This window comes from Actinoplanes sp. NPDC051513 (genome assembly GCF_044454685.1).
Classification (GTDB): domain Bacteria; phylum Actinomycetota; class Actinomycetes; order Mycobacteriales; family Micromonosporaceae; genus Actinoplanes.
The window spans coordinates 1-14,704 of sequence record NZ_JBITDW010000004.1 but is presented as its reverse complement, the minus strand read 5'-3'; the positions used below and the strand labels follow the sequence as shown (position 1 = coordinate 14,704).

General features: G+C 71.8%; 11 protein-coding genes. 4 read left to right on the top strand and 7 right to left on the bottom strand.

Features of this window, described 5'->3' with window-relative positions; all coding sequences use genetic code 11:
* Nucleotides 1-155 precede the first annotated feature (155 nt).
* Together ACIA5D_RS14465 and ACIA5D_RS14460 are read left to right on the top strand one after the other, a co-directional pair.
* Nucleotides 156-389: a hypothetical protein gene (locus tag ACIA5D_RS14465; RefSeq protein ID WP_396030368.1), complete on the top strand. Its 234-nt coding sequence runs from the start codon at nt 156-158 to the stop codon at nt 387-389.
* A 176-nt stretch (nt 390-565) separates the two neighbouring features.
* On the top strand, nt 566-2,242 hold the full coding sequence (locus ACIA5D_RS14460) for an ATP-binding cassette domain-containing protein (protein ID WP_396030367.1): 1,677 nt from the start codon (nt 566-568) through the stop codon (nt 2,240-2,242).
* Between the two features lie 42 nt (nt 2,243-2,284).
* Here ACIA5D_RS14460 and ACIA5D_RS14455 read toward each other — a convergent pair whose 3' ends face one another.
* From ACIA5D_RS14455 to gsmA, 6 genes are all read right to left on the bottom strand, one after another.
* Nucleotides 2,285-3,067: a LamG-like jellyroll fold domain-containing protein gene (locus tag ACIA5D_RS14455; RefSeq protein WP_396030366.1), complete on the bottom strand. Its 783-nt coding sequence runs from the start codon at nt 3,065-3,067 to the stop codon at nt 2,285-2,287.
* Between the two features lie 69 nt (nt 3,068-3,136).
* Nucleotides 3,137-3,517 carry a DUF6401 family natural product biosynthesis protein gene (locus ACIA5D_RS14450; protein ID WP_396030365.1) on the bottom strand — a complete coding sequence of 127 codons (381 nt, stop codon included), beginning with the start codon at nt 3,515-3,517 and terminating at the stop codon, nt 3,137-3,139.
* 75 nt (nt 3,518-3,592) lie between these two features.
* Nucleotides 3,593-7,498, bottom strand: a complete 3,906-nt coding sequence (gene hrpA, locus ACIA5D_RS14445) for an ATP-dependent RNA helicase HrpA (protein WP_396030364.1) — start codon at nt 7,496-7,498, stop codon at nt 3,593-3,595.
* 43 nt (nt 7,499-7,541) lie between these two features.
* Nucleotides 7,542-8,318: an aldo/keto reductase gene (locus ACIA5D_RS14440; RefSeq protein ID WP_396030363.1), complete on the bottom strand. Its 777-nt coding sequence runs from the start codon at nt 8,316-8,318 to the stop codon at nt 7,542-7,544.
* Between the two features lie 29 nt (nt 8,319-8,347).
* Nucleotides 8,348-10,681: an ATP-binding protein gene (locus tag ACIA5D_RS14435; RefSeq protein ID WP_396030362.1), complete on the bottom strand. Its 2,334-nt coding sequence runs from the start codon at nt 10,679-10,681 to the stop codon at nt 8,348-8,350.
* A gap of 69 nt (nt 10,682-10,750) precedes the next feature.
* Nucleotides 10,751-11,869 carry a sporangiospore maturation cell wall hydrolase GsmA gene (gsmA, locus tag ACIA5D_RS14430; RefSeq protein WP_396030361.1) on the bottom strand — a complete coding sequence of 373 codons (1,119 nt, stop codon included), beginning with the start codon at nt 11,867-11,869 and terminating at the stop codon, nt 10,751-10,753.
* Between the two features lie 178 nt (nt 11,870-12,047).
* Here gsmA and ACIA5D_RS14425 point away from each other — a divergent pair, with 178 nt between their 5' ends.
* Nucleotides 12,048-12,983, top strand: a complete 936-nt coding sequence (locus ACIA5D_RS14425) for a phosphatase PAP2 family protein (RefSeq protein WP_396030360.1) — start codon at nt 12,048-12,050, stop codon at nt 12,981-12,983.
* Between the two features lie 170 nt (nt 12,984-13,153).
* On the top strand, nt 13,154-13,648 hold the full coding sequence (locus tag ACIA5D_RS14420) for a general stress protein (RefSeq protein ID WP_396030995.1): 495 nt from the start codon (nt 13,154-13,156) through the stop codon (nt 13,646-13,648).
* Between the two features lie 828 nt (nt 13,649-14,476).
* On the opposite strand, the gene ACIA5D_RS14415 is transcribed toward ACIA5D_RS14420, so the two are convergent.
* On the bottom strand, nt 14,477-14,704 hold a 228-nt coding region (locus ACIA5D_RS14415), incomplete at its 5' end, for a sigma-70 family RNA polymerase sigma factor (RefSeq protein WP_396030359.1).

The window sequence follows — 14,704 nt, the reverse complement described above, 5'->3', positions numbered from 1 at the left end:
TCGTGGCCCTCGCTGCGTTCCGGCTCCGGGCGCTCCGGCGGGTTGTCCGCCGTGGAGACGCCGGCGTGCCGACGCCCGGAGCAATCTCCCCCTTTCCACGGCACCACCCTGCCCAGCCCTGCCCCGGCTCCGGCCGGGCGCGCAAGGAGGCTCGTATGACCACGCCCTTCTCCGTCCACGTCGACCGGGACGACCTCGCCACACAGGACATCGCCGCCGCCCTGGGCCGCCCCGCGGCGAACGGCGACACGGCCGACCGTCCCGGCGCGTCCGGGACCGGACATCACGGCGCCCACGACAGCCGGCAGGCGGCGCGCGGCCGCTCCGAGCGCGACCATGCCCGCCTCGGGGCGGGCAAGTCCCGCTCGTACGCGTTCCGGCGCAGCTAGGCCCTGCATCGAAGCGAAGGCCGGGGCTCCACCCGCAGGTCGCAGCGGGTGGAGCCCCTTTCCCGCGTGCTACGTTCGAGGCATGACGGCTTCGCTCTTCCTCTGATCGGGACCAGGTCCGGCCGCGTCGGTCGGCACGTCGGCCATGTCCCGTTCAGTCGTGTTGGAGCGTTTCCGTGTCCCTTCTTCCGATCACCCTGCCCGCGCGCGCCCACGCGCAGCTTGGCTGCGCCGGCGTGCGCGTCTCGCGCGGCGCTCGTCCCGTGTTCGACGGGCTCGATCTCACCGTCTCCCCCGGCAGCCGCATCGGCGTCGTCGGCGAGAACGGCCGCGGCAAGTCGACCCTGCTGCGCACCCTCAGCGGCGATCTCACACCGGACGCGGGCGAGGTGCGGCTGGTGGGCACGATCGGCGCCGCCGAACAGGAGATCCCGGTCGCCGGGGACCGCACGGTCGGTGACCTCATCGATCGGGAGCTCGCCGACGTCCGGCTGGTGTTGCGCGCCGTCCAGGACAGCGCCGACGCCCTGGCCGCCGGCCGGCCGGGGGCCACGGCCGGCTACGAGGCCGCGCTCGACGCCGCCCACACCCTCGGCGCCTGGGATGCCGATCGACGGGTGCAGGTCGCGCTCACGTCGTTGGGCGCCGTCGGCGACCGTACGCGTGAACTGGCTCTTCTGTCGGTGGGGCAGCGCTATCGGATCCGGCTCGCGTGCCTGCTCGGCGCGGGGCACGACTTTCTGCTGCTGGACGAGCCGACGAACCACCTGGACGCCTCCGGCCTGGCGTTCCTCACGGACGCGCTGCTCGAACACCCCGGCGGGGTGGTCCTGGCGAGTCACGACCGGGCGCTGCTGTCCGACGTCGCGACCACGATCGTCGACCTGGATCCGAGCGTCGACGGGCGGCCCCGGGTCTACGGCGACGGCTACGCCGGGTATGTGCAGGGGCGCGCGGCCTCGCGCCGGCGGTGGGCCGAGGAGTACGAGCGGCAGCGGAGCGAGCATGCGCGGCTCGCGCGCGATCTCGACGCCGCCCGCGGCCGGCTGATCACCGGGTGGCGGCCGGACAAGGGCACCGGCAAGCACAAGCGGGCGACCCGGGCGCCGGGGCTGGTGCAGTCGGCGCATCGGCGGCGTGCGGAGCTGGCCGCCCATGCCGTCACCGCGCCGGAGCCCCCGTTGTCACTGGAGATGCCGGCCCTGCCCGCCCGGCCGGGGGCCACGCTGATCGAGGCCCGGGGGATGCGCTTTCCGGGCCGCCTGAACGCCGTGTCGCTGTCGCTCACCTCCGGCGACCGGCTCGTGGTCACCGGCCCGAACGGCGCGGGTAAATCGACGCTGCTCGCCGCCCTCGCCGGTCACCTGGCGCCGCCGGACGGCACGCTGCGGACCGCTCCCGGCATCCGCACGGCGCTGCTGACCCAGGAGTCGCCGCCGGCCTCGCCGCTGACCGCCCGTGAGGCCTACCACGCACACGTCGCCGCTCTGGTCACCGCCGCGGAACTCGCCTCGCCCCCACCTGAAGAACGGGATGCCGAATCGCTCGAGCTGCTCACCCCGGAATCGCTCGGACTGCTCACCCCGGCCGAGTGGGACCGCCCGGTCGCGACGCTCTCCACCGGTCAGCAGCGCCGCCTCGACCTGGCGATGGCGCCGGCCGGGCGGCCGCACGTCCTGCTGCTCGACGAGCCGACCAACCACCTGTCGGCAGCCCTGGTGGACGAGCTGACCACGGCGCTGACCACCACCGCGGCGGCGGTCGTGGTCGCCACCCACGACCGGCAACTTCTCCGGGACACGGCCGCCTGGCCGCGGCTTCCCCTGGCCACGAGGATCCCGGCGGCGAAGTAGGCGCGGGGCCCGGCGCTCGGGGCGCCGGGCCGGTGGGCAAGGTCAGCCGAGCTCGGCGTACACGTCGTCGAGGAGGCCGTGGTACATGTCGCTGCGGGTGTTGAAGTTGGGACCGCCGATGCGCAGCGGCAGCGTGTTGGTGATGGCGAGCGTCGACGGGATCGTGGCCTGGCCGCTCCGGACGCCGTCGATGTAGACCGCGAGGGACGTGCCGGCGCGCTGGCACAGGATCTTGTGCCACAGGCCGTCGGTCACCGGGGTGGCCGAGCGGGCGATGTAGGCCGTGGGCGAGCCGGTGCCGACCGCGACGCACTGGGCGCGGCCGTTGGTGGCGCCCACCTGCATCTTCCACTGGCTGCCGGTGTTGGCCACGCCCTTCTGCATGATGTTCGCCGAGCCGACGACCTGGGCCTTCGTCAGGTGCACCCGGGCCGACCAGCGGAACAGCCTGGTGCCGGGGTTGAGGTTGACGTTGTTGGCGGCCTCGAGCAGCCCGCGCGGGCAGGCCGTGACCGCGGCCGGGCAGGCGGCCGGGAAGGCGACGTACTTGCCGCCGGTCGCGCCGCCCTCGAACTGGATGACACCCTGGTCGGCGCCGCGGATGGTGAGCGCCAGGCCGCGGCCCGACGTGTCGGTGACCCGCCCGCCGACCGGGCCGGCGTCGAAGTCCCAGCGGGCGACCAGGGCCGGCGCGGCCGGGGTTCCGGCGGCGGGCACCGCGGCGGCGGCCGGCGGCGTGTCCGACGGAGCGGCGGAGGCCGCCTGAGCGGTCGAAGCCGGGACGATCAGCCCGGCCATTGCCGCGAACGCGATTGCGATCTTCATGCCTATGAGATCACGATTTGACCGGATTGTTACCGGAAAACCAGAAATGCCGGAAATTGGGCAGAGGAGCTAGGCGGCCACGGCCAGCAGGCAGACGGCCACGAGGCGCAGCACGTGCCAGTCGGTCGACTCCCAGTCGGCCGGGTGGGTCGGGGCCTCGCCGGCGGCGGGGACGAAGCGGCCGGCCCGGCGGGCCGCGGCGACGATCGACCGGGCGTACGCGGCGAGCGACTCGGCGTCGGTGGCCCGCTCGGCCTCGACGAGGGCGTCGCGGACGGCGGCGGCGTGCTGGTCGACCAGGGCCAGCAGGCCCGGGTCGGCGAACGCGGCGGCCAGGCCGTCGACGCCCACCCGCGCCATCATCTCGTCCAGCAGGGCGGTCGCCGGGTCGAGGATCGGGGCGGTCGCGTCGGTGGCGAGCGGGGCGAAGGCGAGGAATTCGTTCGTCATGGCGAAGACGCTAGGGGGTGCCGGCCGCCCCGGACAGGGGGGTAACCGAACGGCACCCGAGCGCCTACGATCCCGCTACGCGGGAAGCTGATCCATCGCCTTGTAGATGCGTTTGTCCGAAATCGGGTACGCGGTGCCGAGGGTCTGCGCGAACAGGTTGATCCGCAGTTCCTCGATCATCCAGCGGATCTCGAAGAGCCCCTCGGCGGCCGGGTTGAGCGGCGGGAACTCGGCGCGCAGCTCGCGGTACTCGGCCTCGATCTCCTGGATCTGGGCCATCAGCTGCCGATCGCGGCCGAGGTTCAACGCCACCCGGTCGAGCCGGTAGACGATGCCCCGCAGGTACCGGGGCAGGTGGTGCAGCTGCTTCCAGCCGGTCTCGGTGACGAAGCCGGGGTGGACCAGGCCCTTGAGCTGCTGCCGGATGTCGGCCAGCGCCGCGATCAGCTGCGGGTCGCGCAGGCCCTTCAGGCGCTGGTCCACGTCGTACGTGGTGGCCAGGACGGCCTGGACCTGCACGACCACGCCCTCGACCGCGTCGACCAGGTCCTGCCGGACCGCGTCGCGCAGCGATGCGAACTCGATCGACGACCACACCGGTCCGCCGGCGTCGGCCACCAGCTTGTCGACGGCGGCGCCGGCGCAGTCGTCGAGAAGCTCCGCGATCGATCGGTACGGGTTCGCCCGCGACAGCTCCAGCTTGGCCCGGTTGTCGAGCCGCCCCTGCAGGAAGCGGGCGGCCGGCGGCAGCGTGAGCAGCAGCAGCCGGCGGGTGCCGGCCCGCATGGCGACGCGCTGCTCGGGCTCCGACTCGAAGACCCGGATCGCGACGCTGTCCCCCTCGTCCATCAGCGCCGGGAAGACCGTCACTTCGTACCCGCCGCGCATCTGGGCGACGCGCCGCGGCAGCATGCCGAAGTCGTTGGCGGTGATGCCCCGCCGTTCGAGGTTCCCGGCCGCCGCGGAGATCGTCTGCTGCACCTTGGGCGCGAGCCGCCGCCGCAACTCGTCAAGATCGCGACCGGAGCCGATGACCTCGCCCGATTCGTCGACCACCCGGAAGTTCATCCGCAGGTGCGAGGGCACCTCGGACGGCTTCCACGCATCGCGCGGCACGATGGTCCCGGTCAGCCGCCGCAGCTCGTTGCCGATCGCGTCGGTCAGCGGCCCGCGCCGGGCCGGCACCCGGTCGAGCACCGCCTCGGCCCAGTCCGGCACCGGCACGAAGTTGGTGCGCAGCGCCTTGGGCAGCGCCCGGATCAGCGAGATCACGACGTCCTTGCGGAACCCCGGCACCGACCACCCGAAGTCTTCGGGGTCGAGCTTGTTGAGCAGCGGCAACGGCACCTCGACGGTGACGCCGTCGGCGTCGGACCTGGGCTCGAACGCGTACGTCAACGGCAGCCGCACCCCGTTGGCCAGCCAGGCGTCCGGGAACGCGTTGGGGTCGACGGTGTCGCGCCCCTCGTTCACCAGCAGCTCGCGGGTGAACGTCAGCAGATCCGGATTCTCCCGCCGCGCTTTCTTCCACCACGCGTCGAAATGCCGGGCGGTGACGACCTCGGCCGGGATGCGCGCGTCGTAGAGCCGGTAGACCGTCTCGTCGTCGACCAGGATGTCGCGCCGTCGCGCCCGGTTCTCGATCTCCTCGATCCGCTCGAGCAGGCGACGGTTCTCGTCGAAGAACTTGTAGTGGGTGTCCCAATCGCCCTCGACCAGCGCGTGCCGGATGAACAATTCCCGGCACAGCACCGGGTCGATCCGCGCGTATCCGACGCGCCTGCGCGGCACGATCGGCAGACCGTAGAGAGTCACTTTCTCGTACGCCATGACGGCGCCTTGCTTCTTTTCCCAATGCGGCTCGGAGTACGAGTGCTTGACCAGGTGCGGGGCGAGGTTCTCGGCCCATTCGGGCTCGATGCGGGCGTTGACCCGCCCCCACAGGCGGCTGGTCTCGACCAGCTCGGCCGACATCACCCAGCGCGGCTGCTTCTTGAACAGGGCCGACCCGGGGAAGATGGCGAACTTCGCGCCGCGGGCGCCGAGGTACTCGCGCTTGTCGCCCTCCTTGAGCCCGATGTGGCTGAGCAGGCCGGACAGCAGGGCGGTGTGCACGTGCGGGCCTTCGGCGAGATCGTCGCGGTCCTCCTGCAGGGTCAGGCCGAGCGTGCGGGCGACCTGACGCAACTGCGCGTAGATGTCCTGCCATTCCCGTACGCGCAGGTAATTGAGGAATTCGGAACGGCACAACCGCCGGAACTGGTTCCCCGAAAGTTCCTGTTGTTTCTCGCGCAGATAGCGCCAGAGGTTGAGGTAGCTGAAGAAATCCGACTCCTTGTCGGTGAACCGGGCGTGTTTCTCGTCGGCCTGCTGCTGCTTGTCGACCGGGCGCTCGCGCGGATCCTGGATCGACAGCGCCGCGGCGATCACCATGACCTCGGCGACGCAGTTCTGCTTGTCGGCCTCGATCACCATGCGGGCCAGCCGCGGGTCGACGGGCAGCTGGGCGAGCTGACGGCCCAGCGGCGTGAGCCGGCGCTCGTCGAGCGCTCCCAGTTCCTCGAGCAGTTTGACGCCGTCGTTGATGTTGCGCTTGTCGGGCGGGTCGATGAACGGGAACTTCGCGAGATCGCCCAGCCCCAGATTGGTCATCTGGAGAATGACGGAGGCGAGATTCGTACGCAGGATCTCGGGCTCGGTGAACTCGGGGCGGGCCTCGAAGTCCTCTTCCGAGTACAGCCGGACGCAGATGCCGTCGGCAAGCCGGCCGCAGCGGCCCTTGCGCTGGTTGGCGCTGGCCTGCGAGACCGGCTCGATCGGCAGCCGCTGCACCTTGAGCCGGTTGGAGTAGCGGCTGATCCGGGCCGTGCCGGGGTCGATCACGTAGCGGATGCCGGGGACCGTCAGCGAGGTCTCGGCGACGTTGGTGGCGAGCACGACCCGCCGCTGGCTGTGCCGCTCGAAGACCTTGTGCTGCTCGGCGGCCGAGAGCCGGCCGTAGAGCGGGACGATCTCGGTGCCGCGCAGGTTGCGCTTGCCGAGCGCGTCGGCGGTGTCGCGGATCTCGCGCTCGCCGGAGAGGAAGACCAGGATGTCGCCGTCGCCCTCGCGCCCCAGCTCGTCGACCGCTTCCGCGATGCCGTCGACCTGGTCCATCGGCTCTTCAACATCGTCCTCGGTGGTCATGACCAGCGGCCGGTAGCGGACCTCCACCGGGTAGGTGCGGCCCGAGACCTCGATCACCGGCGCCGGTTTGCCGTCCTTGCCGGCGAAATGCTCGGCGAACCGCTGGGTCTCGATCGTGGCCGAGGTGATGATCAGCTTGAGGTCGGGGCGGCGCGGAAGGAGCTCGCGCAGATAGCCGAGGATGAAGTCGATGTTGAGGCTGCGCTCGTGCGCCTCGTCGATGATCAGGGTGTCGTACCGGAGCAGCTGCCGGTCGTTCTGGATCTCGGCGAGCAGGATGCCGTCGGTCATCACCTTGACCATGGTGTCGTCGCTCACCTGGTCGGTGAAGCGCACCTTGTAGCCGACCGTCGAGCCGAGCGGACGGTCGAGCTCCTCGGCGATGCGCTCGGCGACCGTGCGGGCCGCGATGCGCCGGGGCTGGGTGTGCCCGATCTGGCCGCGCACGCCGCGGCCCAGCTCCATGCAGATCTTGGGGATCTGGGTGGTCTTGCCGGAGCCGGTCTCGCCCGCCACCACCACGACCTGGTGGTCGCGGATGGCGGCGAGGATGTCGTCCTTGCGCTGGCTGACCGGCAGCGCCTGGGGGTAGGTGACCTTGGGCACGGCGGCGAGCCGGGCCCGCAGTCTTTCGAACGCCGCGTCGGCTTCCGACGAGATCTCCGCGAGCACGACGGCCCGGGCCGCCTCGTCACGGATCTTTCTGGTGCCGTCCAGCCGGCGCTGGAGTCGCCGTTCGTCGCGGGGAAGAAGCTCAGCTAGCCGGGTGCGAAGCGCGGCGGGTGTTGTCGACATAGCGCAGCAAGAATAGGCGGATCCGGCGTGAAACGCCTGGTGATTAACGCCGCCCCAGAGCGTCGATCGCCGCCATCTCCTGGGCCGTGAGTTCAAAACCAGAAATGTCGTAGTTTGTTGTGATGCGCGCGGCGGTCTTCGACTTGGGGATCACGACAATCTCATGCTGTACGTGCCAGCGCAGTACCACCCGCGCCGCGTCGACATCGTGGGCCTCGGCGATCCGGGTCAGCGCGGCGTCCCGCAGGTTGGTGGTCTTGAACGGCGAGTAGCCCTCGACCACCACACCACGCGCCCGGTGTCCCTCGACCAGGCCGGCGTCCCACAGCGTCGGGCCGAAGCGGATCTGGTTGACCGCCGGCGTCTCCCCCGTCGCCTTGGTCAGGTCGTCGATCTCGTCGAGCCCGAAGTTGCTGACGCCGATGTTACGGGCCAGCCCGGCGTCGCGCAGCGCGATGAACTGCTCCCACACCTTGACCGCCCGCCCGCGGGACGGCGGCCAGTGGATGAGCCAGAGGTCGACGGCGTCGACGCCCAGCCCCCGGAGGCTGGCGTCGAGGGTCGCGCGTTCCTTGCCGGCCCGCTCGGGCGGCAGCTTGGTGGTGACGAAGACCTCGTCGCGCGACACCCCCGAGTCGGCGAGCGCGCGACCGACCTCCGCCTCGTTCCCGTACATGGTGGCGGTGTCGATGTGCCGGTAGCCGGCGTCGAGAGCGTGCCGGACGGCCCGGTAGGCGGCGTCGCCGCGGATCTGCCAGGTGCCGAACCCCAGCAGCGGCATGGCGGGCGCGACGGGCAACGGAAGGGCGGGAATGCTCATACCCGCAATCATGCCCGCCGCCGGCGGCTTCAGTCGTGGTGCGGAACCGGCGAGCGCAGCCGCGCGGCGCTGGGGTCGCCCGCCGACGGATCGGCGGCCGGCAGCGCGCTCATCCCCGGCAGGCGAACGTTCTCCATCGCGGACCGCTCGGCGAGCGCCCGCTCCAGCTTCTCGCGGGCCCTCTCGTCGTCCTTCTTCCTCGACCTGAGCTTCATGTCCGACACCTCCAGCGTGAAGTGGAACCGTGTACCGCCACCCGGGTTGTCGTCCACGCCGATCTCCCCGCCGTGGCGCTCCACGATCCGTTTGCAGATGGCCAGGCCCAGCCCCGTCCCGGCGTACCCGGCGGACACGTGGGCCCGATGGAACCTCTCGAACACCGCGGGCTTCTCGGCGTCCGGAATGCCGATCCCGCGGTCGGCCACGTCGATCCGGGTCCAGCCGGAACCGGCCGGACCGGTTCCGGCTGGGCCGGTTCCGATCGGGGTGGCGGTCACGTCGACCCGGGCGACGGCGCCCGGGCGCACGTACTTGAGCGCGTTGCCGATCAGGTTGTCGAGGACGTGCCGCAGCATCGCCGGGTCGGCCCGCACGGCCGGCAGCTCCCCGACGAAGACCTCCGGCGGCGGGTCGTGCCCGGCCCGGTCCTGCACCACCTCGGCCACGAGCGCGCCGAGGTCGACCGCTTCGACGTTGAGCGGAGCGTCCCGGGCCGTGGTGTACGCGAGCAGCGTGTCGATCATCCCGCTCATCCGCTGGACCGCCCGCTGGATGCGCTCGAGCGAGGGCCGCGCGTCGTCGCCGTCCTCGAGCGCCTCCTCGGCCACCTCGCAGTGCCCCCGCATGACCGTCAGCGGCGCCTTGAGGTCGTGCGCCACCACCCCCGCGAACACGGCGAGGTCGGTCTCGTACCGGCGCAGGTCGGTGATGTCGTGGAACACCGCGACCGCGCCGCGCTGCCCCGCGCTGACGTCGAGGGGCCGGCCGTCGACGCTGATCACGATGCCCTCGGGCCGGGCCGGGTTGCGCACCACCATCTCGACGCCGTTGGCGTGCTCGCCCCGCAGGGCCCGCATCAGCGGCAGCTCGTCGACCGGGAACGGCGTGCGCCCGTCCGGCCGGAACAGCCCGTAGTGCTCCTGCCAGCCGTCCGGCTGCTCGGTGTCGTCGTCGACCCCGAGCAGTTGTTTGGCGGCCGGATTGTGCAGCAGGAACCTGCCGTTCTCGTCGACCACGCCGACGCCGTCGCCGATGCTGGTCATCACCGCGCCGAGCAGGCCGGCCTGCCGCCGGCTCTCGGCCTCGGCCACCCGCAGCTCGGCCGTCGCCTCGCGGACCCGGGCGACGGCCCGCTCCCGCCCGGTGGCGAGCACGTGGACGAGCCCGGCCAGGATCACCGTGATCGTCAGGCAGCCGCCGAGCACCGCGCCGGGCAGGCCGCTGCGCGCGCCGGGCAGGTGGCCCGAGTCGGCGCGGACGGTCAGCGTCCACTCCCGGTCGGCGACGTCGAGCAGCGACTGCCGCTCGAGGTCGGGCTCGCCGGCGGCGGGGTAGCGGGCGACGACCGGCTGGCTGCCGTCGGTGTTGTGGGCGCGCAGCACCCCCTCGAGCTGCCCCTGGCTGACCGTGGCGAGCACGCCGTTGAGGAAGTCCTGACCGCGCATGCCGAGCACCAGCCAGCCGCGGAAGGTGGGATCGGCGGCGCGCGGCCAGATCGGCGCGGCGAAGACGAACGAGTGCTGCTGCCTGGCCGCGGGCAGGTTGCGGTCACGCAGCAGGACGTAGGTGTCGGAGACCGTCGGCACGCTCATCCGGCGGGCGTCGATCAGCGCGTTGGCCGGCTCGCTCGCGGCGGCCACGTCCGTCCCGACGGGCGCCGCGGCGCCGCCCAGGCCGCGGGTGAAGATCGTGAAGTAGTGCTCGTCGCTGTCGGCGGTGGGCTGCAGCACGATCCCGTCCGCGCCGCGCGAGCGCCAGAGCTGCTGCACGGCCGGGATCCGCGACGCCACGGCCGGCACGACGAAGGAGACGCTGGACGCGCCGATCAGCGAGGCGGAGGCGAGCGGCGAGGTGGCCGCGTCGAAGTCCTCCCAGGTCATCGCGTTGTCGGTGGCCAGGCCGGCCGCGGTCGCCGCGAGCAGCGAGCTGTACCGCTCGGTCTCGGCGAGCACGGCGGCCTCGGCCATGTCGGAGCGCTGGTCCATGACGCTCTCGGCGTTGTCCCGCTGGGCGGAGCGCACGCCCGCGACGATCAGCAGGGTGGCGGCCAGCCCGACGACCAGCACGGCGGCGGCGAGCCAGGGACCGGTCAACCGGCCCCGGCGGGCGCCCGCCGCGGCAGTAGCGCTCCCCCGTCGCCTCACCAAACTCACCAATGCGAGCGTAATACGCAAATCGCCCCCGCCGGCGCGATCGGCCGACGGGGGCGGGGCTCACTTCCCGATGTCGTACTGATAGAGGTTGTGCGACGCCATGAGCGTGGTGATCTTCGTGTAGTAGTTCGGGTCGGTGGCGTACCCGGCCTTCCACACCTGCCAGATGAACTTGTTCGCGTCCTTCGTGTAGCTGAAGGCCGGCTTGTACCTGCTGTTCACCCGCAGGAAGTTGCCGTGGTCGCGGAACGAGTTCGCCATGTTCGCGTAGATCCGGAAGCTCCCCGTGGTGGCGAAGCACTTGCCGGCCTTGTCGCACTCGGTGGTGTTGTAGACGTGGCAACCCTTCGCGAGCGTGCCGTAGCTGCTGCCCTGGCACTTGATCCCGAAGTAGTTGCTGTCGGTGACCGAGAGGCTGCTACGCCCCCAGCCCGACTCGAGGATGGCCTGCGCGATCGTGACCGACGCCGGCACGCCGTACTCCCGCCAGCCCTTCTGCGCGCCCGGCGCCGCCGCCACGATGAACTGGTCGGGCGTCGGGGCGACGATCGGCTTGGTCGACGCGCCCGGGCACAGGTGCAGGGTCGGCGTGACCACGTAGGCGTGCGAGATGTAACTGCCGTCGCTGAGCCGGTTCCACTGCGTGGTCGAGCGGACGGTGCCGCTGACCATCGAGCCGACCACGCCGCACACGCCCTGCACCGTCGCTCCGGTCGCGACCGAGCGCTTCACCGGGTAGGCGGTCGACGGGCCGCTGCGGATGTTCACGAGGCCGTCGGCGCTGCGCACCGTGCCGACCTTGTAGGCCGGCTTCGCCTTCACCGGGACGACCTTCTGCGTCGTGGTCACGCACAGCGGGACCGTCTTGCTCATCACGAGGTACGCGTGACTCACGTACGAGCCATCGCTGAGCCGGTCCCATTGCGTGGTCGTGCGCACCGAGCCTCGTACGGACGGCCCGGTGACCCGGCAGGAAGCCGTCACCTTCTGCCCGTTGCGCAGCGACCCGGTGATCTTCGCGGCCAGCGACGGCCCGGACCTGGTCTTGAGTGTGCTGCCCACCTTGACGGTTGCCGTCACGGCAGCGGCCTCGGCGGCGCCGGGCGCCACCACCAGCCCCGCGCCGGCGGCCAGCGCCATCAGCGGCACCGCGAGCAGTCGGCGGGTGTTGAGCCCCATGAAGGTCCCTTCGTGTCGTCGGTCCGTACGAAGGTCGCGAGGGGGCGTTGCGGGCGAAGAGCGATGCCGGTTGCGCTTCAGGAGCGGGGGCTGTACACCGATGCGTGAAAAGGTCCTTGGTTGGGCAAACGGCTACCGTCTTCGTCACCCGCACCCCGCAGCAGGAGGACCACCCTCGATGACGGCCCTGGCGTCCCGGACTCGGAGGTCCGCCCCGTCCACACCCGGGGCCGGGCACGTGCTGGCCCCGCTCGCGGTGGCGATCCTGGCCGCCGGCGGGGTGGCCGCGATGTACCTCGCATTCGTCCAGACGACCACCGGCCAGTACGCGGACACCACCGCGATGCTCGGCGGCGACGTCCACCACCAGCGCGTCGTCGAGGTGCTCAGCCGCGCGCTCAACGGCACCACGCTGGTGACCCTGGTGCTGGTGTGCCTGGTCGCCGTCGCGGTGGGCGTGCTGCGCCGCCGGATCGACCTCGCCATCGGCACCGGCGTGCTGGTGCTCGGCGCGAACGCCAGCTGTCAGTTGCTCAAGGTGCGGCTCCCCCGCCCCGACCTCTCCGGCTTCCCCGGCCCCAACTCGTTCCCGAGCGGCCACGCCGCGGCCGCCGCCTCGGTGGTGTGCGCGCTGATCCTGGTGCTGCCCGCGGCCGTACGCGGCATCGTGGCGTTGGCCGGCGCCGCCTACGTCACCGTGATCGGGGTGGCCACCGTCTGGGCCGAGTGGCACCGCCCCAGCGACGTGGTCGCCGCGGTGCTGCTGGTGCTCGCCTGGGCCTCATTCGCCCTGTTCGCCATCCGCCTGTTCCGCCGCGCCGCCGGCCCGGCCGGCCGCCCCAGCCGCCTCACCACGGCCGCGCTGCTGGCGGTGGCGGTGATCACCGGCGCCGCCGGCGTGTTCGGCCTGATCTCGGTCGCCATGAATGTTCGAATGACCGCGGCCCTGGTATCCGGCAGATTCGCGTTCCTCACCGGCTCGGCCGGCATCGCCGCCGCCGTGGCCGGAGGCTTCTTGATCTGGGTGTGGCTCGCAGCCCGCGACCGGGCCGCCGAGTCCGCGCCCGCAAAGGCGGGCCGACCGGCCCGCCGCACCAAGGGAGGCAAGAAGTGACCACCCCATCCGATAGCGGCACCCCCACCGCCCCCGGCTCCGGCGCGGTGCCCGGCCCCGCAGCCACCCCCGGCCCCGCTCCCGAGCCCGACCCCGCCGCCTCGTACGGCGCCACCACTGGTAATCCGGGCGGCGGCGCCGGCCCGGTACCGCCCGGCCCCGGCGGCACCGTGCCGCGCCTGCCCGGCCAGGTCCCGCCCGGTCCCGCGGTCCCGACCGTCATGGTCGGCACCTACCCCGACTACGCCCTGGCCCAGCAGGCCGTCGACCACCTCTCCGACAACAAGTTCCCGGTCGAGCGCACCGCGATCATCGGCACCGACCTGCGCCTGGTGGAGAACGTGCTGGGCCGCCTCACCACGGCCCGTGCGGCCGGCGCCGGCGCGGCCAGCGGCGCCTGGTTCGGCCTGTTCGTAGGCTTGCTGTTCGGCCTGTTCAGCAACTCCAACTGGTTCGCCGTGATCTTCGTCTGCCTGCTGATCGGCGCGGCTTGGGGCGCGATCTTCGGCGCGATCGCCCACGCCGCCACCGGCGGCCGCCGGGACTTCGCCTCGCGCAGCTCCCTGCAGGCCGGCCAGTACGCCGTCGTCACCGACCCCGAGGTCGCCGACCAGGCCCGCCAGCTTCTGGTCCAGCTGAATTGGCGCGCTTCCGGCGCTCAGTGAAGCAGGCGTTCCAGGAGCCCCAGGCCGGTCGGTTCGGGGCTCCTGCGCGTCGGTCCACCGCGCGTGTCCCGCATGCCGGACCCCGCGTTCCCGGCTAACGGACTCCCGTCCCCAGACGTGGGCAACCGTCCCGCCTTCCGGCCACCGTAACTAGCAAATTCAGCCGATACCCGACATATTCGCGCACCCAGACGAGCCCGACCCGCAATCTTGAAGCTTTCCGGCGCGCCGCGAGCAGGAAGTCTTCAACACCGCCACGCCAGACGCCGACCTCGGGCAAAGCCACCGCGCCGACCCCGCCGCGACGAGCACCACCCCACCCGAGCCACCACGCCGGCGCCAACCTCAACTAGAGCCCCACGAGGAGTGCCGGCCGTCATCCAGAGGCCCCCAGGTGGGGTGATCTCCTCGCGGCGGCAGCCGCGACCCATGGCAATGGGGCTGGGATGCAACTGGGGTGTGGTTGCATCCCAGCCCCATTGCCATTCCCTCGAGGATGTCGCCGTGAGGAGATCACCCCACCACCCACCGCAACCATCCCGCCAGGCTGATCTCCGAGCGCGGCCGGGGTCTGGGGCAGCGCCCCAGGGTCTTCGACACCCACCCAAGGCTCCAGGCAAGCGGAGAGCCCCGGCCGAAGCCGGGGCTCTTCTATATCGGGCGTCGGGCAGTGGCGGACCACCCGAACCCTGGCCTTCATTTTCGCCGTCGTGATCAACAAGCGAGGCTCTTCCGGCCACCCGGGCCGCCCCCACCCTCGTTGGGTGGGGCCGAGTGAAGCAGGTGGGTCTGACAATTCTTTGCGGTTGTCCACAGACCACGGGAGGGTCAGAACGTCGCGCTGAGCTCGTTGCGCAGCTTGGTGAGGGCCTTGGTGAGCAGGCGCGAGACGTGCATCTGGGAGATGCCGATCTGGTCGGCGATCTGCGACTGGGTGAGGTTGCCGTAGAAACGCAGCGTCAGGATCTTCTGCTCGCGCTCGTCGAGGGTGGCCAGCGCGGGCCCGAGGGCGACGCGGGTCTCGGCGAGTTCGAATTCGTGGTCTTCGCCGCCGAG

Coding starts and splice junctions, on each gene's coding strand:
- ACIA5D_RS14465 (WP_396030368.1), top strand. CDS start 156: ATGACCACGCCCTTCTCCGTCCACGTCGACCGGGACGACCTCGCCACA.
- ACIA5D_RS14455 (WP_396030366.1), bottom strand. CDS start 3,067: ATGAAGATCGCAATCGCGTTCGCGGCAATGGCCGGGCTGATCGTCCCG.
- ACIA5D_RS14450 (WP_396030365.1), bottom strand. CDS start 3,517: ATGACGAACGAATTCCTCGCCTTCGCCCCGCTCGCCACCGACGCGACC.
- hrpA (WP_396030364.1), bottom strand. CDS start 7,498: ATGTCGACAACACCCGCCGCGCTTCGCACCCGGCTAGCTGAGCTTCTT.
- ACIA5D_RS14440 (WP_396030363.1), bottom strand. CDS start 8,318: ATGAGCATTCCCGCCCTTCCGTTGCCCGTCGCGCCCGCCATGCCGCTG.
- gsmA (WP_396030361.1), bottom strand. CDS start 11,869: ATGGGGCTCAACACCCGCCGACTGCTCGCGGTGCCGCTGATGGCGCTG.
- ACIA5D_RS14425 (WP_396030360.1), top strand. CDS start 12,048: ATGACGGCCCTGGCGTCCCGGACTCGGAGGTCCGCCCCGTCCACACCC.